Source organism: Amycolatopsis sp. NPDC049691 (assembly GCF_040675005.1).
In the GTDB taxonomy this organism is placed as follows: Bacteria; Actinomycetota; Actinomycetes; order Mycobacteriales; family Pseudonocardiaceae; genus Amycolatopsis.
This window is the reverse complement of record NZ_JBFANX010000008.1, coordinates 106,606-130,050: the sequence shown is the minus strand read 5'-3', so window position 1 is coordinate 130,050 and position 23,445 is coordinate 106,606. Positions and strand designations below refer to the sequence as shown.

Annotated in this window: 25 protein-coding genes; 9 read left to right on the top strand and 16 right to left on the bottom strand. The window is 73.0% G+C overall.

The genetic code is table 11. The features are described from left to right. Positions 1-28: 28 nt before the first annotated feature. Genes AB0J40_RS20185 through AB0J40_RS20170 form a run of 4 tightly spaced genes read right to left on the bottom strand, consistent with a single transcriptional unit; the run spans position 29 to position 4,929 of the window. Positions 29-1,483 carry a phospholipase D family protein gene (locus AB0J40_RS20185; protein ID WP_364455080.1) on the bottom strand — a complete coding sequence of 485 codons (1,455 nt, stop codon included), beginning with the start codon at positions 1,481-1,483 and terminating at the stop codon, positions 29-31. Between the two features lie 37 nt (positions 1,484-1,520). Further along, positions 1,521-2,804, bottom strand: a complete 1,284-nt coding sequence (eno, locus tag AB0J40_RS20180; RefSeq protein ID WP_364455077.1) for a phosphopyruvate hydratase — start codon at positions 2,802-2,804, stop codon at positions 1,521-1,523. Further along, positions 2,801-4,342, bottom strand: coding sequence for an MFS transporter (locus tag AB0J40_RS20175; RefSeq protein WP_364455075.1), 1,542 nt, complete (start codon positions 4,340-4,342; stop codon positions 2,801-2,803). Before AB0J40_RS20175 ends, eno begins: the two co-directional genes overlap by 4 nt. Next, on the bottom strand, positions 4,339-4,929 hold the full coding sequence (locus AB0J40_RS20170) for a class I SAM-dependent methyltransferase (RefSeq protein ID WP_364455072.1): 591 nt from the start codon (positions 4,927-4,929) through the stop codon (positions 4,339-4,341). The genes AB0J40_RS20175 and AB0J40_RS20170 overlap by 4 nt, the downstream gene beginning before the upstream one ends. On the opposite strand from AB0J40_RS20170, the gene AB0J40_RS20165 reads away from it, so the two are divergent. Beyond that, positions 4,928-5,518: an XRE family transcriptional regulator gene (locus AB0J40_RS20165; protein WP_364455070.1), complete on the top strand. Its 591-nt coding sequence runs from the start codon at positions 4,928-4,930 to the stop codon at positions 5,516-5,518. The genes AB0J40_RS20170 and AB0J40_RS20165 overlap by 2 nt on opposite strands. Positions 5,519-5,543: 25 nt before the next feature. Continuing rightward, a complete protein-coding gene (locus AB0J40_RS20160) occupies positions 5,544-6,677 on the top strand; it encodes an alpha/beta hydrolase (protein WP_364455068.1) in 1,134 nt (377 codons plus the stop codon). 13 nt (positions 6,678-6,690) lie between these two features. On the opposite strand, the gene AB0J40_RS20155 is transcribed toward AB0J40_RS20160, so the two are convergent. Further along, entirely contained in the window at positions 6,691-8,256 is a 1,566-nt protein-coding gene (locus AB0J40_RS20155; RefSeq protein WP_364455066.1) for an amidase, read from the bottom strand. Positions 8,257-8,279: 23 nt separating this feature from the next. Next, positions 8,280-9,218 carry a LysR substrate-binding domain-containing protein gene (locus AB0J40_RS20150; protein ID WP_364455063.1) on the bottom strand — a complete coding sequence of 313 codons (939 nt, stop codon included), beginning with the start codon at positions 9,216-9,218 and terminating at the stop codon, positions 8,280-8,282. A 71-nt stretch (positions 9,219-9,289) separates the two neighbouring features. On the opposite strand from AB0J40_RS20150, the gene AB0J40_RS20145 reads away from it, so the two are divergent. From AB0J40_RS20145 to AB0J40_RS20135, 3 genes are read left to right on the top strand one after another with little or no spacing between them, the layout of a single operon-like run. After that, the gene (locus AB0J40_RS20145) at positions 9,290-9,988 is read left to right on the top strand and encodes a succinate dehydrogenase cytochrome b subunit (RefSeq protein ID WP_364455061.1); all 699 of its coding nucleotides are present in this window, start codon (positions 9,290-9,292) and stop codon (positions 9,986-9,988) included. Further along, positions 9,988-11,919, top strand: a complete 1,932-nt coding sequence (locus tag AB0J40_RS20140) for a fumarate reductase/succinate dehydrogenase flavoprotein subunit (protein WP_364455058.1) — start codon at positions 9,988-9,990, stop codon at positions 11,917-11,919. The genes AB0J40_RS20145 and AB0J40_RS20140 overlap by 1 nt, the downstream gene beginning before the upstream one ends. Then, positions 11,916-12,662, top strand: a complete 747-nt coding sequence (locus AB0J40_RS20135) for a succinate dehydrogenase/fumarate reductase iron-sulfur subunit (protein WP_364455056.1) — start codon at positions 11,916-11,918, stop codon at positions 12,660-12,662. The genes AB0J40_RS20140 and AB0J40_RS20135 overlap by 4 nt, the downstream gene beginning before the upstream one ends. Here AB0J40_RS20135 and AB0J40_RS20130 read toward each other — a convergent pair. From AB0J40_RS20130 to AB0J40_RS20120, 3 genes are all read right to left on the bottom strand, one after another. Beyond that, a complete protein-coding gene (locus tag AB0J40_RS20130) occupies positions 12,659-13,222 on the bottom strand; it encodes a class F sortase (RefSeq protein ID WP_364455053.1) in 564 nt (187 codons plus the stop codon). The genes AB0J40_RS20135 and AB0J40_RS20130 overlap by 4 nt on opposite strands. Before the next feature lie 4 nt (positions 13,223-13,226). Then, positions 13,227-13,988, bottom strand: coding sequence for a choice-of-anchor P family protein (locus AB0J40_RS20125; protein ID WP_364455050.1), 762 nt, complete (start codon positions 13,986-13,988; stop codon positions 13,227-13,229). Positions 13,989-14,320: 332 nt separating this feature from the next. After that, the gene (locus AB0J40_RS20120) at positions 14,321-14,842 is read right to left on the bottom strand and encodes a hypothetical protein (RefSeq protein WP_364455048.1); all 522 of its coding nucleotides are present in this window, start codon (positions 14,840-14,842) and stop codon (positions 14,321-14,323) included. A 121-nt stretch (positions 14,843-14,963) separates the two neighbouring features. Here AB0J40_RS20120 and AB0J40_RS20115 point away from each other — a divergent pair, with 121 nt between their 5' ends. Both AB0J40_RS20115 and AB0J40_RS20110 read left to right on the top strand, forming a co-directional pair. Next, on the top strand, positions 14,964-15,803 hold the full coding sequence (locus AB0J40_RS20115) for an LLM class F420-dependent oxidoreductase (RefSeq protein ID WP_364455045.1): 840 nt from the start codon (positions 14,964-14,966) through the stop codon (positions 15,801-15,803). Between the two features lie 122 nt (positions 15,804-15,925). Further along, the gene (locus AB0J40_RS20110) at positions 15,926-16,222 is read left to right on the top strand and encodes a DUF1540 domain-containing protein (protein WP_364455042.1); all 297 of its coding nucleotides are present in this window, start codon (positions 15,926-15,928) and stop codon (positions 16,220-16,222) included. Here AB0J40_RS20110 and AB0J40_RS20105 read toward each other — a convergent pair. Next, positions 16,212-16,550, bottom strand: coding sequence for a hypothetical protein (locus AB0J40_RS20105; protein ID WP_364455039.1), 339 nt, complete (start codon positions 16,548-16,550; stop codon positions 16,212-16,214). The genes AB0J40_RS20110 and AB0J40_RS20105 overlap by 11 nt on opposite strands. A gap of 23 nt (positions 16,551-16,573) precedes the next feature. Then, positions 16,574-17,170 carry an SRPBCC family protein gene (locus AB0J40_RS20100; protein WP_364455036.1) on the bottom strand — a complete coding sequence of 199 codons (597 nt, stop codon included), beginning with the start codon at positions 17,168-17,170 and terminating at the stop codon, positions 16,574-16,576. 115 nt (positions 17,171-17,285) lie between these two features. On the opposite strand from AB0J40_RS20100, the gene AB0J40_RS20095 reads away from it, so the two are divergent. Both AB0J40_RS20095 and AB0J40_RS20090 read left to right on the top strand, forming a co-directional pair. Next, a complete protein-coding gene (locus AB0J40_RS20095) occupies positions 17,286-17,939 on the top strand; it encodes a TetR/AcrR family transcriptional regulator (RefSeq protein WP_364455033.1) in 654 nt (217 codons plus the stop codon). 10 nt (positions 17,940-17,949) lie between these two features. Further along, positions 17,950-18,354: a ChaB family protein gene (locus AB0J40_RS20090; RefSeq protein ID WP_364455030.1), complete on the top strand. Its 405-nt coding sequence runs from the start codon at positions 17,950-17,952 to the stop codon at positions 18,352-18,354. Positions 18,355-18,361: 7 nt separating this feature from the next. On the opposite strand, the gene AB0J40_RS20085 is transcribed toward AB0J40_RS20090, so the two are convergent. The 5 genes from AB0J40_RS20085 to AB0J40_RS20065 all read right to left on the bottom strand — a co-directional run bounded on the left by AB0J40_RS20085 (position 18,362) and on the right by AB0J40_RS20065 (position 22,927). Beyond that, positions 18,362-19,093 carry a metallophosphoesterase gene (locus AB0J40_RS20085; protein WP_364455027.1) on the bottom strand — a complete coding sequence of 244 codons (732 nt, stop codon included), beginning with the start codon at positions 19,091-19,093 and terminating at the stop codon, positions 18,362-18,364. After that, positions 19,090-19,899: a nucleotidyltransferase gene (locus tag AB0J40_RS20080; protein ID WP_364455025.1), complete on the bottom strand. Its 810-nt coding sequence runs from the start codon at positions 19,897-19,899 to the stop codon at positions 19,090-19,092. Before AB0J40_RS20080 ends, AB0J40_RS20085 begins: the two co-directional genes overlap by 4 nt. Positions 19,900-19,944: 45 nt before the next feature. Further along, positions 19,945-20,259 (bottom strand): hypothetical protein, encoded by a 315-nt coding sequence (locus tag AB0J40_RS20075; RefSeq protein WP_364455022.1) that lies wholly within the window; start codon positions 20,257-20,259, stop codon positions 19,945-19,947. Further along, positions 20,256-20,729, bottom strand: coding sequence for a hypothetical protein (locus AB0J40_RS20070; RefSeq protein ID WP_364455019.1), 474 nt, complete (start codon positions 20,727-20,729; stop codon positions 20,256-20,258). Before AB0J40_RS20070 ends, AB0J40_RS20075 begins: the two co-directional genes overlap by 4 nt. 185 nt (positions 20,730-20,914) lie before the next feature. Further along, positions 20,915-22,927: a glycosyl hydrolase family 65 protein gene (locus AB0J40_RS20065; RefSeq protein WP_364455016.1), complete on the bottom strand. Its 2,013-nt coding sequence runs from the start codon at positions 22,925-22,927 to the stop codon at positions 20,915-20,917. Positions 22,928-23,445: the final 518 nt, after the last annotated feature.

The window sequence follows — 23,445 nt, the reverse complement described above, 5'->3', positions numbered from 1 at the left end:
AATCTAGAGCGGGCGGGCGATCTTCGCTTCAGCCGTCGACGAGGAGTCCACGCAGTGGTCCCTGCAGCCGGCCGGCCCGCCGCGAGACGCCGGGGAGCAGCACCAGCCGGTGCGTGCGGTGCTCGCCCCGCCGTTCCCGCTCCGCCTGCTCCTGCGCGAGCGGCCGCCAGAGGTGGTCGACGACGTCCGCGGGGTCGCCGTCCACTTCCGCCACGTCCCGGCCGAGGTGCTCGGCCCACAGGCGCAGCCGCGTCGCCCGGACGACGCCGGGGTCGTCGGTCGCGATGTTGACCTCGGTGTCGTTGAACAGCGAGTGCTCGTTGAGGTTCGCGGACCCGACGGTCAGCCACTCGTCGTCGACGATGCCCAGCTTCGCGTGGACGTAGACCGGCGCGGCGGATTCCCCGTCGTGCGCGCTGATCGTGGTCGCGAGCAGCCGGCGGTTCCCGTCGTCGGCGTCGAGGAGCCGGCCCAGCTGGCCGCGGGTGGTGTCGGAGCCGTTGCTCGGCTTGCGCGGCAGCAGCAGGACCACGCGGAAGCGGTCGTCCGGCGGGTTCCGCAGCTTGTCGAGCAGCACCTCGGCGATCTCGGGCGACCACAGGAACTGGTTCTCGAGGTAGACCAGCCGCCGCGCGGATCGCAGCGCGCGCAGGTAGCCGTCGAGGAGCGTGAACTCGCCCTTCGGCGCGAAGCCGTAGGTCGAGTTCGGGATCGTGCGCAGCAGCTGGACCCGGCTTTCGCCGGCCGGCCCCGGCACCTTCGGCGCCGGCAGGTCCTCGCCCGCGACCTCCGTCCAGCGGCGCCGGAAGTGGTCCGCGACGTCGGCGACGACCGGCCCTTCGAGCCGGGACGCGAGGTCGTGCCAGCCGATCGGCCGCGGCGGGTGGTCCGGGCTGTCGTGGCGGTCGCCCTCCAGCGCGGTGAAGTCCACACCGCCGACGAACGCGACCTCGTCGTCGACCACCACGACCTTCTCGTGGTGGCAGTGCATGGTCCGTTCCCGGGCGTCCAGCACGCAGCGCACGGCGGTGCCGTCGGTGAACTTCCGCTGCTCGCCGCGGGCCAGTTTCCGCGACGGCTGGAACGCGGGGAACGGCGGCCCGGCCCACAGCAGCACCCGCACCTCGACGCCGCGGTCGGCGGTCTCGGCGAGCAGCTCCCGCAGGCTGAGGGAGCCGGGCTCCCGCGTCAGCCGGAAGTCCGCGCTCGCGTGCCAGTTCGCGATGTGCACGTGGGACTTCGCCCGCCGGATCGCGGCCTCGACCGACGGCAGCGTCTCCTCGCCGTCGATCAGCACCTCGACGCGGTTGCCGTCGCGGACCGCGGCCCGCCCGCCGAGGCGGTCCTCCGCGCCACCCGGTTCGAGCACGTCCCGCCACCCGAGCCGGCGCAGCCGCCGCCGGTGGTGGGCGCACAGGACGTGCTCGAGCCCGTCGCCGAGCCGGTCGTCCACCTTGTCCACGAAAGAGTGAAAAGAGCTCACCCGTCCTATGTGACTACAGATCGGCCCGGTTCGCCGATCAGCGGGCGCCGCGCAGGGTCGCCCGGCCGGCGTAGCGCGCCTCGGCGCCCAGCTCCTCCTCGATGCGGATGAGCTGGTTGTACTTGGCCGTGCGGTCGGACCGGGACAGCGAACCCGTCTTGATCTGGCCGCAGCCGGTGGCGACGGCGAGGTCGGCGATCGTGGTGTCCTCGGTTTCGCCGGAGCGGTGCGACATCACCGCGGAGTAGCCGGCCTTGTGCGCGGTGTCGACGGTGAGCAGCGTTTCGGTCAGCGTGCCGATCTGGTTGACCTTGATCAGGATCGAGTTCCCGATCCCGCGGTCGATCCCGTCCTGCAGCAGCTTGACGTTGGTGCAGAAGACGTCGTCGCCGACGAGCTGCACCCGGTCGCCGATCCGGTCGGTCAGCTGCTTCCAGCCGGCGAAGTCGTCCTGGGCGAGGCCGTCCTCGATCGAGACGATCGGGAACCGCCTGGTCAGCTCGTCGAGGTAGGCGACGTGCTCCTCGACGCTGCGCTTGATGCCCTCGCCGCGGTAGTCGTAGACGCCGTTGTCGTAGAACTCCGACGCGGCCGGGTCGAGCAGCAGCGCGATGTCCTCGCCGGGGGTGTAGCCGCTCTCCTCGATCGCGCGGACGACGAACTCCAGCGCTTCGTCGGCCGAGGCGAGGTTGGGCGCGAAGCCGCCTTCGTCGCCGACGTTGGTGCCGTGCCCGGCCTTCTTCAGCGACGCGCGCAGCGTGTGGAAGACCTCCGAGCCCATCCGCACGGCTTCGGCGAAGGTCTCCGCGCCGACCGGGCCGATCATGAACTCCTGGAAGTCGATCGGGTTGTCGGCGTGCGCGCCGCCGTTGACGATGTTCATCATCGGCATCGGCAGCTGGTGGGCGAAGACCCCGCCGACGTACCGGTACAGCGGCAGCGTGTTCGCCGCCGCGGCGGCCTTCGCGACGGCCAGCGAGATCCCGAGCGTCGCGTTCGCGCCGACGCGGGCCTTGTTCGGCGTCCCGTCCGCGGCGATCAGCGCGGCGTCGACCTCGGACTGGGCTTCGGCGCTCAGCCCGACGACCGCCTCGGCCAGCTCGGTGTTGACCGCGGTGACGGCCTTGCGGACGCCCTTGCCGTGGTAGCGCGCCTTGTCGCCGTCACGCAGCTCGACGGCCTCCCGCGTGCCGGTCGAGGCGCCCGAGGGAACCGCGGCGCGGCCCACCGAGCCGTCCTCCAGCACGACGTCGACCTCGACGGTCGGGTTGCCCCGGCTGTCGAGCACCTCACGGCCACGGACACGGGCGATTGCCGTCATTCCATCTCCTCGGAGTCGGTCCCCAGGGTGCCGGCCGGAGCCGTCCCGCGAGGCAGGCTAGCAGAGGATTTCTGAATCGATAAGGGCCAGCTGACGAGCAGGAGGATCAGCGCGAGAACGCCCGCGCCGACCCACATCGACTGCCGCCAGCCGTCCACAAAGGACTCCCGGGCGGCGTCGGCCACCGCCGGACCGGCCGCGACGGCGGTCGCGACGCCCCGGCCCGCGACCTCGGCCGCCGCTCCGCTCAGCCGGGACTCGACGCCGCCGCGGTAGCCGGCGGTCAGGATCGTGCCCAGCAACGCGACCCCGAGTGCCGTGCCCAGCTCCCGCGTGACGTCGTTGAGCGCGGACGCCACCCCCTGCTGTCCGCGGGGCAGCGAGCCGGTGATGGCCTCGGTCGCCGGGGTCATCGTCAGGCCCATGCCCAGTCCCATGAGCAGCATCCCGGGCAGGATCGAGACGTAGCCGCCGTCGACGGACACGAACGCGGCCATCAGTCCCAGGCCCGTCACGCTCACGACGAGCCCGGCCGCCATGGTCGGGCGGCCGCCGATCCGGGCGGCAACCTTCGGGGCGAGGCCGGACGCGGCCATCATCAGCAGCGCCGTCGGCATCAGCGCGCACGTGGCGCGGAAGCCGGACCAGCCGAGCACCGCCTGCAGGTACGGGAAGAGGACCACGAAGATCCCCGCCTGCACGCCGAAGACCGCCAGCAGGGTCCCGGACCCGCCGGCCAGACCGCGGCCCCGGAAGAGCCGGACGTCGAGCAGCGGTGCCGGGTGGCGCAGTTCCCACGCGGCGAACCCGGCGACGCCGAGGACCCCGGCGGCGAGGCTCAGCAGGGTCGCCGGCGCGGTCCACCCGCGGTCCGGGCCTTCGTGGAGGACGAAGACCAGCCCCACGACGGCGACCGACGACAGTCCCGCGCCGACGGCGTCGAACCGGCGCCGGTCTTCCGAGCGGGAGTCCGGCACCGACCGCAGGGTCACGACGGCGGCCGCCGCGGCCAGCGCGATCGGCAGCGCGAACAGCCACCGCCAGGTGGCCAGGTCGACGAGGACCGCCGACAGGAACATGCCGAGGATCCCGCCCCCGCCGGCGACGCCGGTCCAGACGCCGATCGCGCGGGACCGCTCCGCGGCCGGGAAGGTCGAGGTGATGACCGCGAGCGTGACCGGCATGATCATCGCCGCGCTCGCCCCGGCCAGGAACCGGGCCGCCAGCAGGGTTCCGGCGGACGGTGCCAGGGCCGCCACGAGGTTGGCGATCCCGAAGAGCGCCAACCCGGTGAGGAGCACGGGTCTGCGGCCGAGCCGGTCGCCGGCCGCGCCGAGCGGCAGGAGCAGCGCGACCAGGGTGACGGCGTAGCCGTTGACGATCCAGAGGACCACGGTCTGCGACGCGCCGAGCTCGACCGCGAGCTGCGGCTGGGCGACGTTCAGCCCGGAGACGGACGCGACCACCGCCATCAGGGCGAGGCAGACCCCGAGCAGGATCGCGCGGCGCCGGCGCGGGTCGTCGACGACGGTGCTCATGCCGTCCTCCTGGCCCGCACGACGACGTCGTGGCCGTGGTCGCCGGCCGTGACGATCTCCCACCCGTCGAGGAGCGCGGTGATGTCCGCCGCCGTGGCCGACGCTTCGGCGACGTGGTGTCCTCGCGCGTGGCCGACGACGAGCAGCGTGCCACCGGGCGCGACCCAGCCCGCGATGCGCTCGTAGAAGGCGAGCTGCGGCATCGCCGGGTGGGCGTAGTGGGTGGTGACCAGGTCGAACCGCGTACTGGGCGTCCAGGTCGTCAGGTCCGCCCGGACCCAGGCCACGGTGTTCGCGGCCGCGTGGGCGAGGGCTTCGGCGGAGATGTCCACCGCCGTCACGGCCCAACCGCGGGCGGCGAGCCAGCCGGCTTCGGCGCCCCGGCCGCAGCCGGCGTCCAGTGCGGTGCCCGGGGTGAGGCCGGCGGCCTCCCGGACGAGGTGCGGGTTCGGTGCGGTGCCGTGGTGGCGGGCGTGCCGCCAGTGCTGGTCCCAGTAGGGCCGGTCGAAGTCGTTCACGCCGACCACGGTGCCGGTGTCGTCGACGGTCTGGCAAAGTATCTTGCCGATCGGCAAAATGGCGGGCATGGACGACTCGATCGACCGGGCCCTCGACGCCGTCGGGCCGCGGCTCAAGCGCCTGCGCCAGCAGCGGGAAACCACGCTCACCGCCCTGGCCGAGCAGACGGGTGTTTCGGCCAGCACGCTGTCCCGGCTCGAGGCCGGACTGCGCCGGCCCACGCTGGAGCAGCTCCTGCCGCTCGCGCGGGCGTACGGCGTGACGCTGGACGAGCTGGTCGACGCGCCGCCGACGGGCGACCCGCGCGTCACGTTGCGGCCTTTGGCGTGCGGCGACGGCTCGACGATCATCCCGCTGACCCGGCGGCCGGGCGGGATCCAGGCGTACAAGTTCGTGCTGCCGGCCGGGGAGCGCGAACCCGAGCCGCGCACGCACGAGGGCCACGACTGGGTCTACGTGCTGAACGGGACGCTCCGCCTGGTGCTCGGCGAGCACGACCTGGTACTCGGGCCGGGGGAGGCGGCGGAGTTCGACACGCGTACGCCGCACTGGTTCGGGGCGACGAGCGCCGGGCCGGTCGAGTTCCTCAGCCTCGTCGGGCGGCAGGGCGAGCGGGCGCACGTCCGGGTGACAAGTAGTCCAAAATCGCAGTCGTGACTGTGCACCGACCGAAGGGCAGGGCATGGCCGTCATCGAGCTGACCACCTTCACCGTCCGGCCCGAGCGGACCCCGGCGATGCTCGCCGCGCGGCCCGGGATGCTGGCCGCGTTCCGCGAGGGGCGGCGCGGGTTCGTTTCGGCGAAGCTCGTGCGCCTGGACGCGGAGACGTGGCTGGACGTCGTCGAGTGGATCGACGACACGGCGTGGGACGAGTCGAAGGCCAAGGGCGGCGACGACCCGCGGATCGCGGAGTTCTTCGCCACGATCGACGCGCTGGTGAGCTCCCGCCGGGGCGTCCGCTACGACGACCCGCCGGGTCCGGTGCGCACCGTCGCGTACGGCCCGCACCCGGCGCAGGTGGGGGAGCTGTACGTGCCCGCGGGCGAAGGGCCGTTCCCGGTGGTCGTGCTGCTGCACGGCGGGTACTGGACGGCGATGTTCGACCGCCGCACGGCGACCCCGCTGGCCGACGACCTCCTCGCCCGCGGGTACGCGGTGTGGAACGCCGACTACCGCCGCCTCGGCGACGGCGGCGGCTGGCCGTCGACGTTCGAGGACATCGCGACGGCGGTCGACGCGGTCGCGGACCTGGGCCCGGCCCTCGACCCCGGGCGGGTGGCGGTGATCGGCCACTCGGCGGGCGGCCACCTCGCGGCGTGGTCCGCGCACCGGCCGGCCCTGCCCGCCGGCGCGGTCGGCGCGGACCCGAAGGTGGTGCCGGTGGCGGCGGTTTCGCTGGCGGGGGTGCTGGACCTGGTGGCGGCCGACCGGACGGGCTTCGGCACGGTGCTGGCCGACCTCGGTGCGTCGCGGCCGGCGGGGGCGCCGAAACCGGCGTACCCGGAGTTCTGGCCGTCGGTCGCGGAGGGGGTCGGGGAGGGCGTGGTGAACCTGCTGCTGGGCGGTCGGGCGGCCGACTTGCCCGACCGGTACGCGACGACCTCGCCGAGCGAAATGGGCCGAGCAGGCGTGCCGGTGCTGGCGTTGCACGGGGATGCCGACGACGTGGTGCCGCCGGTGTTCAGCCGGACGTACGCCTCCCGCGTGGCGGAGGGGGAGTACCGGGAAGTGCCGGGCACGGACCACTTCCAGGTGATCGACCCGGTGCACGAGAGCTGGCGGCAAGTGGTCGAGTGGCTCGCCCCGCGGCTGTGAGCGCGGCCGGCCCTCAACCAACGCTGGGCAGGAAGGCGGGAGCCCGGCGCGCCGGGGCGGCCCGCTCGAACGCCGCGGCGAACGCGAGCACCCGGGCGTCGGCCCAACGGCCGGCGAAGAACGACACGCCGATCGGCAGCGGGCCCGCGAACCCGGCCGGGACCGACACGTTCGGGTAGCCCGCGACGGCCGCCGGGGTCGACGAGCCGAGGACGAACGCGTCGCCCGCCGCGTAGTCGGTCTTCCACGCCGGGCTGTTCGTGGGCGCCATGATCGCGTCCAGGTGCAGCCGGGCCAGGGTTTCGTCGATCGACCGCTGCGCCAGCGAAGTGGCCGTCGCCCGCTGTTGCCGGTACGTCGGGTCGCTCGGGGCCGGCGCGGCCGCGGCCTGCTCGAACAGCTCCTGCCCGAACTTCGACAGCTCCACCGGGTCCCGGCGGTTGAACGCGATCAGCTCGTCGAGCGTCGCGGGGTGCCCCGGCCGGTGCTCGAGGTAGGCGTTCAGGTCGCGCTTGAACTCGGTCAGCAGGGCCGGCGTCTCCGCGGCCCCGATCCGGTCCTGGTACGGCAGATCGACGTCGACGACCGTGGCGCCGTGGGCGGTCAGCGTCCGCACGGCGTCGCCGGTGACCCGGTCGACGTCGGCGTCCAACCCCGCCAGCCGCCAGACGCCGATTCGCGCGCCGCGCAAGGCGTCCGGACGCAGGAGCGCCGCGTAGTCCCGCGGCCGGCCCGCGGGGATCGCGGCCGTCGCGGGGTCGGCCGGGTCGCGGCCCTGCAGCACCGACAGCGTGACGGCCGCGTCGACGACGTGGCGCGCCATCGGCCCGGCGGTGTCCTGCTCCGCGGAGATCGGCACCACGCCGGTCCGGCTCACCAGCCCGAGCGTCGGCTTCTCGCCGACGACGTCGTTGGCGCCGGCCGGGCAGACGATCGAGCCGTCGGTCTCGGTGCCGATCGCGACCTGGGCCAGCGTGGCCGCGACGGCGGCGCCGGAGCCCGACGACGAGCCGCACGGGTTGCGGTCGAGGACGTACGGGTTGTTCGTCTGCCCGCCGATCCCGGACCAGCCCGACGTCGAATGCGTCGACCGGAAGTTGGCCCACTCCGACAGGTTCGTCTTGCCGAGGATCACGGCGCCGCCCCGCCGCAGCCGGTCCACCAGCGCCGCGTCGGCGGCCGGGCGGCTGCGCGGCAGCGCCCGCGACCCCGCGGTCGCCGGTTGCGCGCGCGTGTCGATGTTGTCCTTCAGCAGCACCGGAATCCCGTCCAGCTGCCCGAGCGTGCGGCCCGCGCGGCGGCGGGCGTCGCTGGCGGCGGCCGCGCGCAGCGCACCCGGGTCGACGGCGACCACCGAGTGGATCTTCCGGTCGAGCGTTTCGATGCGGCGGAGGTAGGCGGCGGTCAGCCGCACGGCGGTGAGGCCGCCGTGGTCCATCCGCTGCTGCAGTTCGGGGATGGTGGCCGCGTCGAGGTCGAACCCCAGTGCGGGCGCGGCGGTGGCGGTGGCCGGGACCAGGAGGGAACCGGCGAGGGCGGCGAGCACGGCGGCCGAGCGCAGACGATTCACGGCGTCCATGCCACTCCGGAACCACGCCCCGGTCAACCCCCCGATGGTCGGGGGCCGCCTCTGTCCACAAGGGACTCGATGCCGGGCGGCAGGCTCGCCCGGTCGGCCACGAAGCCGACGAGCGCGGTGCGCAGCGCGCGGACCGCCCGCGTCGGCTCGACTTCCTTGCGGTGGGCCAGCTGCACGATCCGCGTCATGCCCGCATCCGGGGAGAACCGGGTCCGCCGGAACCGGTCGCCCGCCACGGTGCTGGGCACCACCGCGGACCCGACGCCGGCGCGCACCAGCTCCAGCACGGCGTCCATCTCGCCGCCCTCGATGGCGAACGACGGCTCGAACCCGGCCGCGCGGCAGGCGTTGACCGTCGCCTCCCGCACGTCGTAGCCGCGGCGGAACATCACCAGCGGGACGTCGGCCAGCTCGCGGACGTCGAGCCTGCCCTGCCGCACCGGCGCGTCCGCCGGGGAGATCACGACCAGTTCTTCCAGCAGCAACGGCGTCGCCGCCAGGTTCGGGTCGGCCGGCGCGCCGGCCAGCAGGGCCAGGTCGAGCGCGCCTTCGGACAGCCGCTGGCGGAGGTCGCGCGAGCCGCTTTCCTGCAGTTCCAGCTGGATACCCGGGTACCGGCGGCGGAACGCCGAGAGCATCGCGGGCAGCAGACCGGTGCACAGGCTGGGCGGCGCGCCCAGCCGGACGCGGCCGCGGTCGAGCTCGTCCAGCTCCCGGATCGCGAGCCGGGCGCCTTCGGTCTCGGCCAGGATCCGCCGCGCGATCGGCAGCAGCACTTCGCCGGCCTCGGTGAGGGAGACGTTGCCGCGGATCCGGTGGAACAGCGGCGCGCCGAGGTCGTGCTCCAGCGCCCGGATCTGCTGGGACAGCGAAGGCTGCGCGACCCGCATCTCCTCGGCCGCGCGGGTGAAGTGCCGGTGCTCGGCAACGGCGACGAAGTAGGCGAGCTGCTGGAACTGCATAGCCACAGCCTATCGACATTAGAGTTATCATGTCTTTGACCTCTGGTGGACGCGCTCCTAACGTCGATCGGGTGGTGAACGACCTCGCGACCCGGCGCCCCGTCCGGCAGTTCTGGGCCTCGACGATCGGCAAGAAGATCGTCATGGCGGTGACCGGCGCGCTGCTGCTCGCCTTCGTCTTCGCGCACATGGTCGGCAACCTGAAGACGTTCCTCGGTGCCGACGACCTCAACCACTACGCGCACTGGCTGCGGACGATCGGCGAGCCGGTCCTGCACTACGCGTGGTTCCTCTGGATCCAGCGGGTGGTCCTGCTCGTCGCGCTCGTCCTGCACGTCACGGCGGCCGTCCAGCTGGTGCGGCGCGACCGCCGGGCCCGGCCGGTCCCGTACGTGCACCGGCGGCCGGTGCGCGCCACCTTCGCCGTGCGCACGATGCGCTGGGGCGGGGCGACGCTGGCCTTGTTCGTGGTGTGGCACATCCTCGACTTCACCGTCGGCACGGTGAACCGCGACTTCGTCCCCGGCGACCCGTACCACAACCTCGTGGCGGACTTCCAGGTCTGGTGGGTCAACCTGATCTACCTGGCGGCACTGGTCATGGTCGGCCTGCACATCCAGCACGGCTTCGCCGGCGCCGCACGCACGCTGGGTGTCACCAGCGCGCGGCGGGAACGGGCGATCAAGATCCTCGGCAACGCGACGGCGGTCGTGATCGCGGGCGGCTACGCGCTCGTCCCGGTCGCGATCATGACAGGACTGGTGGACTGATGGACCGCTACCTGACCGGCGACCCGATCGCCGACACGAAGACCCCGGCCGTCCCGCTGGAAAACCGCTGGGACGAACGGAAGTTCGCCGCGAAACTGGTGAACCCCGCCAACCGGCGCAAGCACCGCGTGATCGTCGTGGGCACCGGTCTCGCCGGCGGGTCGGCCGGCGCGACCCTGGCCGAACAGGGCTACCACGTGGTCCAGTTCTGCTTCCAGGACTCGCCCCGGCGGGCGCACTCCGTCGCGGCGCAGGGTGGGATCAACGCGGCGAAGAACTACCGCAACGACGGCGACTCCGTCTACCGCCTGTTCTACGACACGGTGAAGGGCGGCGACTTCCGGTCCCGGGAGTCCAATGTGTACCGATTGGCCCAGGTGTCGGCGCAGATCATCGACCAGGCCGTCGCGCAGGGCGTCCCGTTCGCCCGCGAGTACGGCGGCCTGCTCGACACCCGCTCGTTCGGCGGGGTGCAGGTGCAGCGGACGTTCTACGCGCGCGGCCAGACGGGCCAGCAGCTGCTGATCGGCGCGTACCAGGCGTTGTCCCGGCAGATCGACGCCGGGAACGTGGAACTCCACCCGCGGACGGAGATGCTCGACCTGGTCGTCGTCGACGGCCGGGCCCGCGGCATCGTGGCCCGCGACCTGGTCACCGGCGAGATCGAGACGCACCTGGCCGACGCCGTCGTCCTCGCCACCGGCGGCTACGGCAACGTCTTCTACCTGTCCACCAACGCGAAGGGCTCCAACGCGACCGCGATCTGGCGGGCGCACAAGCGCGGTGCCTACTTCGCGAACCCGTGCTTCACCCAGATCCACCCGACCTGCATCCCGCGGTCGGGGGAGCACCAGTCGAAGCTGACGCTGATGAGCGAGTCGCTGCGCAACGACGGCCGGATCTGGGTGCCGAAGCGGAAAGGGGACACCCGGCCGCCCGCCGAGATCCCCGAGGACGAGCGCGACTACTACCTCGAACGGCTGTACCCGAGCTTCGGCAACCTGGTGCCGCGGGACATCGCGTCGCGGGCGGCGAAGAACGTCTGCGACGCCGGGCTCGGCGTCGGGCCCGGCGGGCTGGGCGTCTACCTCGACTTCGCCGACGCGATCGAGCGCATGGGCCGCCCGGCGATCGAAGCCCGCTACGGCAACCTCTTCGACATGTACCAGCGCATCACCGCGGAAGACCCGTACCGGGTGCCGATTCGGATCTACCCGGCCATCCACTACACGATGGGCGGCCTGTGGGTGGACTACGACCTGCAGAGCACGATCCCCGGGCTGTTCGTCATCGGCGAGGCCAACTTCTCCGACCACGGCGCCAACCGGCTCGGCGCGTCGGCGCTGATGCAGGGGCTCGCCGACGGCTACTTCGTGCTCCCGGCCACCTTGAACGACTACCTCGGCGGGAACCGGTTCGGCGAGGTGCCGCCGGACGCGGTCGCGCGGGTGGAAACCGAGGTGCGCGACCGGATCGCGCGGCTGATGGCGGTCAAGGGGACGCGGTCGGTCGACTCGTTCCACCGCGAGCTGGGCCTGCTGATGTGGGACCACTGCGGCATGTCCCGCAGCCGCGAAGGCCTGCGGAAGGCCCTGGACCGCGTCCCCGAGCTGCGCGCGGAGTTCTGGCGGGACGTCCGCATCCCCGGCGGTGCCGCGGAGCTGAACCAGGAGCTGGAGAAGGCCAACCGGGTGGCGGACTTCCTGGAGCTGGCCGAGCTGCTGCTGGTCGACGCGCTCGCGCGGGAAGAGTCCTGCGGCGGCCACTTCCGCGAGGAACACCAGACCCCCGAAGGCGAGGCCCGGCGCGACGACGAGCGGTTCTCCTACGTCGCGGCGTGGGAGTACGGCGGGCCGGACGGCCTGCCGGTGCTGCACCGCGAGGACCTCACCTTCGAACACGTCCACCCCACCCAGCGGAGCTACACATGAACCTCACCGTCCGCATCTGGCGGCAGGCGGGCCCGGCGGCCGAGGGCAGGCTGGTGTCCTACCCGGTCGACGGCGTCAGCCCCGACATGTCCTTCCTCGAACTGCTCGACGTGCTCAACCAGGAGCTGATCGAGAACGGCGAGGAGCCGGTCGCGTTCGACCACGACTGCCGCGAAGGCATCTGCGGTTCCTGCGGCGTCGTGATCAACGGGCAGGCGCACGGGCCGGAGCGCACGACGTCGTGCCAGCTGCACCTGCGCTCGTTCCGCGACGGCGAGGTCATCGACGTCGAACCGTGGCGCGCCAAGGGTTTCCCGGTGATCAAGGACCTGGTCGTGGACCGTTCGGCGCTGGACCGGATCGTCCAGGCCGGCGGCTACGTCAGCGCCCCGACGGGCAGCGCCCCGGACGCCCACGCGACCCCCGTCCCGAAGCCGGACGCGGACCTGGCCTTCGACAACGCCACCTGCATCGGCTGCGGCGCCTGCGTGGCGGCGTGCCCGAACGGCTCGGCGACGTTGTTCACCGCCGCGAAGGTGACGCACCTTTCGCTGCTCCCGCAAGGACAACCCGAGCGGGCGCAACGCGTGCTGGACATGGTCGACACGATGGACGCCGAGGGCTTCGGCGGCTGCACCAACACCGGCGAGTGCGTCGCGGCCTGCCCGAAGGGGATTCCCTTCGCGAGCATCGCGAGTCTCAACCGGGAGTTCCGGAAGGCGAGCCGCTCAGGCCGCCGTTAGCGCTTCAGCTTGGCGTACACGATGACGTTGTCGAGGTAGTTCCGGTTCGCCGCGTCGTACTTGCCACCACAGGTGATCAGGCGCAGCTCGGGTTCGCTCGTGTTGCCGTAGACGGCTTCCGTCGGGAACTCCTTCTTCGCGATCTGGTCGACCTTGGTCACCTCGAAGGTCAGCTCGCCGCCGTCGGCGCGGGCGACGTGCACCGGGTCGCCGGGCTTCAGCTCGTGCAGCCGCCAGAAGATGCCCTTGCGGTGGTCGCCGTCGATGTGGCCGAGGATCACCGCCGGCCCGACCTCGCCCGGCGTCGGGCCGTACTCGTACCACCCGGCCTGCAGCGGCTGGTCGACCGGCGGAACCTCGACCGTGCGGTCGGGGTTCAGGCCGAGTGACACGAGCGTCGACTTCGCGTCGATCGCCGGGACGTCCAGCGCGGTCGGCAGGGACCGCGTCAGGCCCGCCGCGGCCGGCGCCGGCGGCGGTGCGGCGGCCGGGGTAGTCGTCGCACCGCAGCCGGCGAGCAGCAGCGCGGAGAGGGCGACGAGGAGTGCGCGACGCGGCATCGGCTCAGCCCTCGGCCAGGCTGCCGTCGCCGGTCTGCGGCGCGCCGGCGGGGATGACGACGACCTGGGCGGGCCCGCGCGGCGGCGCTTCGGGCGCACGTTCCTTCGACGGGCCGCAGGTGACTGACGCGAGCTTGACGTCACCGCTGCCGAGCGCGCCGGCCGTCTTGCCGCCCAGCAGCTTGATGTGCAGGGCCGTCACTTCGAGAGCGCCGTCGTAGCGCTGGAGCTGTTCGTTGACGGTCACTTCGGCGACGCCGGGGATGCCCAGCTTCTGGTTCGGCGACGTCGCGGCGGGGAGCGTGCCGAGCCGGCCGAGGGAGACGCCGGCGAGGTCGCTGCTGCCGGTGACGTGCCCGTCGGCGGACCCGCAGCGGGCGCTGATCAGCCGGATCGACGGCACGCGCCCGGCGGCCGCGGCGAGCAGCGGCAGGGTCGCCTCGGCGACGCTCGCCTTGGCGGCCAGGGAACCGGCGCCGCCGACGACGGAGCTGCTGACGGCCTTGGCGGTGACGAGGCCCTCGAGCGGCACGTCGGCGACACTCGCTTCGGTGGGGCCGCCGCTGCTCGACTCGGCCAGCCGTCCGGTGTCGACGGTGAGGCCCTTGCCGCCGGTGAGCACGCCGGGGAGCAGGGAGACGCTCGCCGAGGCGCCGTAGGCGGACCCGGTGACGGTGTCGTCCGCGGTGGCGACACCGGCGGAGCCGGCCAGCACGGCGACGGTCACCCCGGCCAGGCTCCCGGCTCGGAGCAGGGTCGTGCGCATGGGGAAAGTCCTTTCGCCGGAACGGAAAACGGGGAGAAGCCGCGGGCGGGGTCGTGCCCCGGCGGCGGGGAAAGCCCGGCCACGCTATCAAAATCGCTACGCGGGGCAAGGATCCGTTGCGGCGCCGTCGATCCCCGTGGATCGCGAAAAGTGATCACCGGCGCCGTGGGCAACCCGAAGCGGTCACGCTCGGACCGGCGATCCCGCGTCCGGCCGGGGAGTAGCCCGCGTTGCGGCATTCGAGGCGGGCCGGCGCCCGATCGCACACGGAAGAGTGATTACCTGGACGGGCGGCGGCGAACACGCAGCGTCATGTGACCACCACGGCGGTTTCAGGCGCGGTAGGGCCCGCGGTTGGCGATGTCCGGGCTCACGCGCGGGGCCGGCCCGCTCTGTCCGGGAACCGGCGTGACGGTCGTCTGCTCGAGCGCCGGCTCCGGCACCGGCTGGACGTAGACCTCGGACGGCCGCTCGCCCACCGGCTGGACGTACACCTCGGACGGCCGCTCGGATTCCTGGAAGTGCGTCTCCACGATGGTGTCCTGCCGGCGGCGGCCGAGCACCGCCAAGGTCAGCGCGTGGGCCACCGCGAGCAGCAGGAGGAACACGCCCAGCCGGCCGACCAGCGCCGCCGTCGTGCCCGACCAGCCCGGGCCCACCACCGACAGCAGCGCCAGCACGCCGAACGCGACGAGGTGGAAGACCGTCACCACCATCCAGGCCATCGACCCGGTGCCTTCGCCGCCTTCCGGGCCGCTCAGGTAGCGGCGGCCGCCGCGGTAGAGGATCTGGCCGTCGGCCACCACGAAGATCAGGCCGATGATCAGGAACCCCGGGAGTTCGTTGTCGGGCATCGTCTCCTCCTCCTTTACGACGGGGTACCCGGGGCGGGCGGCGCGATGAGGAGCTTCACCGGATCGAGCGACCGGCGTTCGGGCCGCTACCTGGAGGAACTCCGGGTCTACGATCACGATCATGCGATTCGCCATCAAGACCTCGCCCCAGGACACCGCCTGGGCGGACATGCTCGCCGTGTGGCAGGCCGCCGACGAGATCGAGCTGTTCGAGTCCGGCTGGACCTTCGACCACTTCTACCCGATCTTCTCCGACCCGACCGGTCCGTGCCTCGAAGGCTGGGTCACCCTCACCGCGCTCGCGCAGGCCACCAAGCGGCTGCGCGTGGGCACGCTGGTCAGCGGGATCCACTACCGCCACCCGGCGCTGCTCGCGAACATGGCCGCGACCCTCGACATCGTCTCCGGCGGCCGGCTGGAGATCGGCATCGGCGCCGGCTGGAACGAGGAGGAGTCCGGCGCGTACGGCATGCGGCTCGGCTCGGTCAAGGAGCGCAGCGACCGCTTCGAGGAAGCCTGCGAGGTGCTCGTCGGCCTGCTGACCCAGGAGACGACGACCTTCCAGGGCGAGCACTACCAGCTCACCGACGCCCGCTGCGAACCGAAGGCCGTGCAGACGCCGCACCCGCCGATCTGCATCGGCGGCAGCGGTGAGAAGCGCACCCTGCGCACGGCCGCGAAGTACGCCCAGCACTGGAACTTCGTCGGCGGCACGCCGGAGGAGTTCGCCCACAAGCGCGACGTCCTGCACCGCCACTGCGCGGACATCGGCCGCGACCCGGCCGAGATCACGCTGTCCTCGCACGTCCGGCTGAGCCCGGACGGGGACTACGCCAACGTCGCCGCCGAAGCGGAGGCACTCGGCGAAGCCGGTCTCGACCTCGCGATCGTGTACCTCCCGCCGCCGCACACCCCGGCCGTGCTGGAGCCGCTGGCGAAGGCGCTCGAGCCGTTGCGCTGACGCCTCACCCGGGCGTGCGGAGTGGATCACCCGGCCGAGTTGCCGCGGATTGCGCGACCCCGGACCCGGTGGCAGCGTCGGGAGACCGAACTGCTTTCCCGCCACGGATCCAGGAGTCGCGCATGACCACCACCGAGATGCCCGCCGTGCACGAATGCACGGTCAGCGGCTGTTCCTACAACCACGACGGCTGCCACGCCTTCGCGATCACCGTCGGCGGCGACAACGGGTCGGCCGACTGCGGCACGTTCGTCCCGCTGAACACGAAGGGCGGGCTCGACCGCGTGGTGGCCCAGGTGGGCGCCTGCTCCCGGGCCGACTGCCGGCACAACTCGGCGCTGGAGTGCACGGCGTCGAGCGTGCGCGTCGGCCCGGGCGAAGGCGGTCACTCCGCCAACTGCCTCACGTTCACGAAGTAGGCAACGGCGCCGCGGCGCGCCGCCGGGCGAAGTGCAGCCCGACGGCCGCCGCGGCTCCGGCCGCGGCGACGATGCCGGTCGCCGCCGGGCTCAAGGACTTCGACAGGCTCGGTGCCGTGCCCGGGCCGAGCAGCCAGACGGCCAGCGGGACGACGTAGGCCGTCGCCACGAGCGCGGTCCACCAGCGCGCCGGCGCCGAGCGCGGCGCGCGCGCCACCACGATCGCCGCCGGGATGCCGGCGAGCAACGCGAACTGGCCGAGCACCATGACGGGAAACGCCCACGCGGCAACGAGAACGCCGCGCGACGGGCGAGTGGGTGCGATCATCTTCTTCTCCTCGGTGATGGGGGTCAGCACGCGGCTTCGGCCGCGGTCTTGAGGTCGGCCAGCCAGCGGTCGAGGCCCGGCGCGAGGTACTGGACGGCCGTCGCGGGATCGGCTTCGATCTGCGCGCCGGTCCAGCTCTCTTCGGTGCGGACGACGACCCCGCCCCGGACCGGCGTGAACGTCCAGACGTGGACTCCCCGGTCGATGCGCAGGCCCTCGCCGATCGCGGGGCCGCTCCAGCGGACGCAGCGGTCGCGCTGGACCTGGTGCACCGTGGACGTGATGACGAGCGTGGTGGCGGGGGAGGACGGCGTCGCGGGCGCGGGCGTCGTCCAGCGGAACCGCGAGCCGGGGTGCAGGGGGCCCGGATCGAGCCGCTTCGCGCTGGTGACCGCGGACTGCCAGGCCGGCCACCCCGCGACGCCCGTCTGCACCTTCCAGACGGTGCTCGCCGGCGCCTTGACGAACGTTTCGGCGCCGTAGTGCAGCTGCGCCGCCGGGTCGATGCCCTGGCCGCGGCAGGTCAGCGGGCTCGTCGTGGCGGCGTCCGCCGGCGCGGCGGCGAAGAGCGCCGCGGCGGCCAGCGGGACGGCGAGCAGGGCGGATTTGACGGTGGACATGGCGTTTCCCTTTCGGTTGGTTAGTGCTTCTCGCTGTAGTTAGAAGCTATAACCAAGGCTCGCTTAGTGTCAATAAGAAAAGTGATAGTCTCTAACTCGCCAGGAAGGGGCCGCCATGACGGACGCAGGACCGACTTCGCGCGAGCGGTACCGGGCGCAGGTGCGCGCGGAGATCAAGCAGCACGCGTGGGAGCAGATCGCGACGGCGGGCGTGCCGGCGTTGTCGCTGAACGCGATCGCCAAGCAGCTGGGTATGAGCGGCCCGGCGCTCTACCGGTACTTCGCGAGCCGGGACGAGCTGATCACCGCGCTCATCCGGGACGCGTACCGGAGCATCGCCGACACGGTCCGCGCGGCTTACGACGACGGCGCCGACCTGGCCGGGCTCGCGCGCGTCATCCGCGACTGGGCCCGCAGCGACCCGCAGCGGTACTTCCTGATCTACGGCACGCCCGTGCCCGGCTACCACGCTCCGGACGACACGACCGCGATCTCGTTCGAGGTGATGGCCGTGCTCATCGAGGCGTGCGGGGCGCTGGGGAGCGAGGGGCCGGAGACGCCGTTCGACGCGCACCTCGGAGACCACCGCGAATGGGCGCGCGGGCACCCCGCGCCGGCCGCGGTGCTGCACCGCGCGCTGGCGTTCTGGACGCGCCTGCACGGCGTGCTCTCCCTCGAGCTGGCCGGGCACTTCGCCGGGATGCTGTTCGACACGGATCCGTTGATCGACGAGGAGATCGCCGGTTTGGCGCCCCGCGCCCGCGGGTAGCCGAGCCGGCATGCCCGGACGCGAAGACCTGCCCAGCACGCTCCTGCGTTCGCCACGCAAGGCCCAGGACACGTGGGTGGCGGCGCACGACTCGGCGCTGGAGACCTACGGCCCCGGCCGCCGCGCGCAGCAGACGGCGTACTCGGCGTTGAAGCACTCCTTCGAAAAGGTCGGTGACCACTGGGAGCCCAAGCCCGAACGCGGCCCCTCGGACGAGCAGGCCGCCCGCGGCGCGGGGCAGCCGGCCAAGCCGACGCGCGGGGGAGTGAACGCGACGGCGAGCCGGCAGCACCTGTACGAACGGGCCAAGCAGCTCGGCATCCCCGGCCGGTCGCGGATGTCCAAAGAGGACTTGGTGACAGCGCTGGAGAAGGAGAACCGGCGGCGCACGGACCGGGCCCGGCGCGGGAAGTGAGCCGGGGTCAGCGGCGAGCCGGCTGCTTCGCGGGGGTCAGCTCGTACAGCGCGTAGGCCTTCCGGATCACCGGCTGGGCCACGTTCCGCACGCGCACCCCGCCCGGTGTCACCCCTTGCTCGCAGCCGAAGTGGGCGTGCCCGTGCAGCGCCAGGTCCGCGCCGGCCTCGTCGATCGGCTCGCACAGCAGGTACGACCCCAGGAACGGGTGGATCTCCGGCGGTTCGCCGTGCAACGTCCCGGGGATCGGCGCGTAGTGCGTCAACGCCACGACCACGTCCGTCTCCAGCGACGCCAGCGCCGACCGCAGCGAATCCGCCGACGCGATCGTCGTCTCGACGAACGCCTTCATCTCGCGCTCGCCGAACCGGCTGGCGCACTTGCCGGCGAACCCGCCGCCGAACCCCTTCACGCCGGCGACGCCCAGCGATCCGTCCGGCAGGCCGAACCGCGCGGCGGTGCCCTCCAGCATCACCACGCCGGCCTCGCCGAGCAGCTCCGCGATCCCCTCGGCCTCGTCGCTGTGGTGGTCGTGGTTGCCGAGCACCGCGGCGATCGGCACGCCCAGCCCGGCGAGCTCGTCGGCCACCACGCGGGCCTCCGCGCACGTGCCGTGCCGGGTCAGGTCGCCGGCCAGCAGCAGCACGTCCGCGGTGCCGGCCAGGTGCTCCAGCGCGGGGCGCAGCAGGCCCCGCGAATCTTCGCCGAGGTGCACGTCTCCGACGGCGGCGATCCTCATCGGCTGATCTCCTCCGCGCTCGCCGGTTCCCGGACGTCGGCGACCCGGACGTCGTTGTGCACCAGCTCCCCGGTCAGGTACTCGGCGACGACCGCGTCCACCTCCGCCTTCCGGGCCGGGCAGGTGACCTCCCCGGTCAGGTGGACGTGCTCGCCGCGCACGGTCACGTGCACGCCGAGTTCGGCGGTGCGGGTGTCTTCGGCCAGTGCCCGGCTCAGGCGGGCGACGAGGTACTGCGGCGGTTCGGGCACGAGAGCCTCCTTCGGGTCGATCACGGACAGGTCGCCGAGCAGGCCGAGGAACGCCCGCGCGTACGGCGAAGCCGACACCTGGACGGCGACCTCGGTCCAGTTCACCTGCTCGCGCAGATCGCGCGCGATCCGCAGCAGCGGCTCGAAGTCGCAGCGGTGCGCGTCGAGCACGAGCAGCTTGTCCACGAGCAGGTCGGTGCCGGACAGGACCGGTGCCGCGGTCGGGCCGACCCGCATCAGCGCGGCGCGGTCGAGCAGCTCGTCGGTCACCGGCCGGTGGTTGGGCCGGTGGATCAGGTCGACGAGGACGTCGCCGTCGTAGACCTTCGTGAGCCAGTCCTCGGGCGGGTGCTCCCGCCGCAGCCCGGCCGCGGTGAGGACCTCGGCGGCCAGCTCGGTGTCGCCGGGCTTGAGGAAGAGGTCCACGTCGTGGTCCGACGGCGGCCCGCCGCGGGCATACACGGCCAGGCCGCCCGCGACGGCGAACCGGAGACCGGTCCCGTCCAGGGCGGTCACCACGCGCGTCAGGCTCTGGAGCAGGGCATCCGGTCCCATAAAGGACGGTTACCCGCTGCGCCGCGGCTCAATCCGCGGGCGGGCTCAGAGCCGGGAATCCGTCGCGGGCGCGACGATCCCGGCCAGGCCGAGCCGCGAGAGCTTGGTCTCCACCGCGGCCGACGCGGTGACGATCACCCGGCAGCCGGCGTCCTGCAGGTGCGGGATGAGCGCCGCGACGGCTTCGGTGGTGAAGTGGTCGACCCCGGCCAGGTCCAGCAGCACCGTCGCCGCGCCGCAGGTCGCGCCGGCCAGCGCGGCCGCGAGGTCCGTCGCCTCGGGGGCGCCCTGCGCGCGCACGGTCACCGTCCCGTCCACCGGGCCGCTGACCTCGACCGCGCCGTCTCCGGCCGGGCTCATCGGGCGAAGCAGCTCAGCGGGGGCAGGGTGGCCGCCTCGCTGCCGGACAGTTCCACGAGCCACACGAGCAGGTGGATCACGACGCCGACGACGTCGTCCGGTTCGCCGCGGGCCGCCAGCTCCAGCTGGATGTCGCGGCTCTCGTGGTCCTCGCCGAGGTCGGCGAGCAGAGCTCGCAGGGCGGCGAGCGGCCCGGGCGGCAGCCGGTCCACCTCGACCGGCCGGGCTTCGTCGTCGGTCACGGCCACGGTGAAGACCGACCCGGGATCGGCCGGGTGGCGGGCGCGGACCACCGAAGCGCAGCGGCCGGCCAGCTCGGCGAGTACCTCGCCGGCGACCCGGGAGGAGCGGGCCCCGGCGAGCACGCCCAGTGCGTCGGCGACGTCGTCGTACGCGCCTGCCGTCGCCGCCTCGACGAGCTCGGCGGTGAACTGCCGGACCGACGCGCCGGCGTCTCGGTTCTCCGTCATCCCGGCGAAGTACCCGGCCGGCCCGGACCTAACCGGTCGGCGCGGCGCCGGCCGCACGCAGAGCGTGTGCGCGGTGGCCGGCCGGTCGGGGGGCGTGCCGCCCGGCCACCGCGACGAACAACGAGAGGGGCACCTGGACCCGGCTGTGACGGCCGGGCCGGGAGTTCACTGGTTCGGGTGAGGCGTCAGCCGGCGGCCAGCCAGTCGAGGTTGATCGCGCCGGTGTCGCCGGGTGCGTAGGACAGCGTGACCACCGGGTCCCGGCCGGTGAGCGGGACGTCGGCGAAGGTCACCGTGCCCCAGGCGTCCCAGCTGTCGGAGACCTTCGGGAAGCTCACCTGCCGCAGCCGGTGCCCGTCGACCGACAGCGTCATCGTGCGGGTGTCGCTGTTGGCGTTGGCGTAGCGCACGGTGAGCGCGGTCGTCGCCGGGTCGCTCGTCGCGCGGTGCAGGGTGAACGACGAAGCCGCGCCCTGCGCCCACAGCCCGTCGAGGAACGCGCGGCCCGAGTAGCCCGTGTGGTTCACGTTCGTCTTCACGCCGCCGGTGTTGAGCGCGTCCTCCGCTTCGAGGTGGCTCGGGGCGGGGCAGCCGCTCACGGTGCCCGCGGTGTCGGCGCAGCGGTCGGCGGCGTCGGGCACGCCGTCGCCGTCGCGGTCGCCGGCGGCGGCGCCGGTGAGCGTGATCGCGACGGTGTGGTCGCCGGTCAGCGTGGCCGGGACGGCGTTGCCGGGCGCGGGCCGGCCGTCGATGGTGAACGAGCCGACCTCGGTGCCCGCGCCGTGCAGCGCGATCGTCAGGGTGGCATCGCGGTAGCGGAGGTTCCGGAGCGTGACGTCGCCCCAGCCCGCCGGCAGATCGGGCGCGAACACCAGGCCGCGGTCGGTGAACGTCAGGCCGAACAGGCCGGTGTGGATCATGTCGAGGAACGCCGTGGCCGACCAGGTCTGGTCCGGCTCGGAACCCCAGTGGAACTTCACGGTGTCGCCGAGCCGCTGGTAACCGCCGTCGACGACACCGGTGCCGCCGTTGTAGATCTCCCAGTACCCGCTGTTGCCGCCGGCCAGCTTGGCCAGCCGCGCCACCTCCGCGGCGAAGGCGCTCTGGTTGCCTTGCCCGGCCAGCGCTTTCGCCCACAGGCCCTGGACCAGCGGCCAGACGATCGCGTTGTGCCGTCCCGGCTGTGCGTCCGAATAGCGGGCCCAGTTCGGGAAAGTGTCGGGCATGCCCCAGGTCATCTCCCTGGCGTTGGCGACGATCGACCGGGCCTGCGCCGGGTTCGCGATGCCGAAGAGCAGGGCGAAGGCCAGCCCGGTGCCTTCCTGGTAGGCGCCGCGGGAGCCGTCGGCGAGCAGCTGGTAGTCGTAGAGGCCGGTCTTCGCGTTCCAGAAGTGGGCGTTGATCGCGGTCTTCAGCGCGTTCGCCCTGGTCCGGTAGCCGGCGACCTCCGCGCCCGGCCGGCCCAGCTTCTCCGCCATGTTCGCGGCGTCGACGTAGGCGGCGTAGTAGACCTCGTTGGTGCTGAGGTACATCCCGCTCGCGACGCCCGGCCACGGCATGCTGCCGGTGCTGACCGACTCCGTGGCGTCGGCGGGCGGCGCGGGGTAGCCGGCGATGCCGTCGTTGAAGAACGACGCGCCGGTGAACAGCCCGTACTTCGCGTTGTAACCGGCCGTGGTCGCGTGTTCGCGGATGGCCAGCGTGTTCGCGGTCGTGCGGTAGGCGTCGGCGAGGAACGCGGTGTCGCCGGTGACCAGGTAGTGGTGCCACGCCGCCGTCGCCCAGACGACCTGGTCCCACTGCTGGTCGTCCTGCTGCACGCGCAGGGCGCCGCCGGCGTCCTTGTCGACGACCGCCCACAGCGTGTTCCGGGCGAGCGCGGGGGAGAGCAGGCTCGTGGCGTTCCAGCTGTTGACCGACGCGTCGCGCGTCCACGGCTGGTGGTAGCCGCCGCCCGCGCGGACGATGCCGGTGGCCGGGTCGAGCAGGCCGCTCTTGTCGTACTTCGCGTCGTAGCCGATGGTGTTGGTGCGCAGCAGGTTGTCCAGCGCTTCCTGGTAGGCGATGCCGAACAGGGCCTGGCTGGCGGGGTTCGCGAACTCGAGGCCCGGCGGCGCCGCGGCGGCGGACGCCGGGGTGGCGATCGAGCCGCACGCGATCACCGTCGCGAAGAGTGCCGAACGGACCCGTTTCCTCATTGCGCGTACCTCTTCCGGCGCCGGGGGACCGCTGACAGTGCACCACGGAAGGCGGATTTGTCCCCGGCGGAGTGGGGATTCTGTCCGTTCTTGTCCGCCCTGGCCGCCGGACGGGCACTGAGGCCGGGATCGCACTGCGGGATCGTGCGTGATCGGTCGCTTTGTCCGGTTTTTTGCCGTGGGAAGGTGGCCGCACCGCGCCCGGAGTTGCATACTGCGACCATGGCGCGAGGGAAAGCGGAGGTCGCGCGGTGAGTCCCCGGGAGGGGCCGTCCCGCCCGAAGTTCGGCAGGATCGACCCGTACTGCCTGATGGCGGTACTGCCGGTGCTGCTGGTGGCCGGCATCATCGGGTCGCTGGTCAACGTGGCACTGGGCCTGGGCTGCGCGGCGTTCGCGGGCTTGATCCTGCTGTTCGATTCGTGGGCGAACCGGCCATCCCGGGCACCGGAGGAGACCGGATCGGCCCGCCCGGAGCCGGAGCGCCGACCGGTGCGGCGGACGGCCCCACCGGCGGCG

Bases quoted from the DNA above. Each gene is read 5' to 3' on its own strand.
- AB0J40_RS20160 (WP_364455068.1), top strand. From the start codon at position 5,544: ATGGCCGTCATCGAGCTGACCACCTTCACCGTCCGGCCCGAGCGGACC.
- AB0J40_RS20120 (WP_364455048.1), bottom strand. From the start codon at position 14,842: ATGCCCGACAACGAACTCCCGGGGTTCCTGATCATCGGCCTGATCTTC.
- AB0J40_RS20140 (WP_364455058.1), top strand. From the start codon at position 9,988: ATGGACCGCTACCTGACCGGCGACCCGATCGCCGACACGAAGACCCCG.
- AB0J40_RS20150 (WP_364455063.1), bottom strand. From the start codon at position 9,218: ATGCAGTTCCAGCAGCTCGCCTACTTCGTCGCCGTTGCCGAGCACCGG.
- AB0J40_RS20115 (WP_364455045.1), top strand. From the start codon at position 14,964: ATGCGATTCGCCATCAAGACCTCGCCCCAGGACACCGCCTGGGCGGAC.
- AB0J40_RS20070 (WP_364455019.1), bottom strand. From the start codon at position 20,729: ATGACGGAGAACCGAGACGCCGGCGCGTCGGTCCGGCAGTTCACCGCC.
- AB0J40_RS20105 (WP_364455039.1), bottom strand. From the start codon at position 16,550: ATGATCGCACCCACTCGCCCGTCGCGCGGCGTTCTCGTTGCCGCGTGG.
- AB0J40_RS20110 (WP_364455042.1), top strand. From the start codon at position 15,926: ATGACCACCACCGAGATGCCCGCCGTGCACGAATGCACGGTCAGCGGC.
- AB0J40_RS20125 (WP_364455050.1), bottom strand. From the start codon at position 13,988: ATGCGCACGACCCTGCTCCGAGCCGGGAGCCTGGCCGGGGTGACCGTC.
- AB0J40_RS20080 (WP_364455025.1), bottom strand. From the start codon at position 19,899: ATGGGACCGGATGCCCTGCTCCAGAGCCTGACGCGCGTGGTGACCGCC.
- AB0J40_RS20165 (WP_364455070.1), top strand. From the start codon at position 4,928: ATGGACGACTCGATCGACCGGGCCCTCGACGCCGTCGGGCCGCGGCTC.
- AB0J40_RS20100 (WP_364455036.1), bottom strand. From the start codon at position 17,170: ATGTCCACCGTCAAATCCGCCCTGCTCGCCGTCCCGCTGGCCGCCGCG.
- AB0J40_RS20135 (WP_364455056.1), top strand. From the start codon at position 11,916: ATGAACCTCACCGTCCGCATCTGGCGGCAGGCGGGCCCGGCGGCCGAG.
- AB0J40_RS20090 (WP_364455030.1), top strand. From the start codon at position 17,950: ATGCCCGGACGCGAAGACCTGCCCAGCACGCTCCTGCGTTCGCCACGC.
- AB0J40_RS20075 (WP_364455022.1), bottom strand. From the start codon at position 20,259: ATGAGCCCGGCCGGAGACGGCGCGGTCGAGGTCAGCGGCCCGGTGGAC.
- AB0J40_RS20170 (WP_364455072.1), bottom strand. From the start codon at position 4,929: ATGCCCGCCATTTTGCCGATCGGCAAGATACTTTGCCAGACCGTCGAC.
- eno (WP_364455077.1), bottom strand. From the start codon at position 2,804: ATGACGGCAATCGCCCGTGTCCGTGGCCGTGAGGTGCTCGACAGCCGG.
- AB0J40_RS20130 (WP_364455053.1), bottom strand. From the start codon at position 13,222: ATGCCGCGTCGCGCACTCCTCGTCGCCCTCTCCGCGCTGCTGCTCGCC.
- AB0J40_RS20065 (WP_364455016.1), bottom strand. From the start codon at position 22,927: ATGAGGAAACGGGTCCGTTCGGCACTCTTCGCGACGGTGATCGCGTGC.
- AB0J40_RS20095 (WP_364455033.1), top strand. From the start codon at position 17,286: ATGACGGACGCAGGACCGACTTCGCGCGAGCGGTACCGGGCGCAGGTG.
- AB0J40_RS20155 (WP_364455066.1), bottom strand. From the start codon at position 8,256: ATGGACGCCGTGAATCGTCTGCGCTCGGCCGCCGTGCTCGCCGCCCTC.
- AB0J40_RS20175 (WP_364455075.1), bottom strand. From the start codon at position 4,342: ATGAGCACCGTCGTCGACGACCCGCGCCGGCGCCGCGCGATCCTGCTC.
- AB0J40_RS20085 (WP_364455027.1), bottom strand. From the start codon at position 19,093: ATGAGGATCGCCGCCGTCGGAGACGTGCACCTCGGCGAAGATTCGCGG.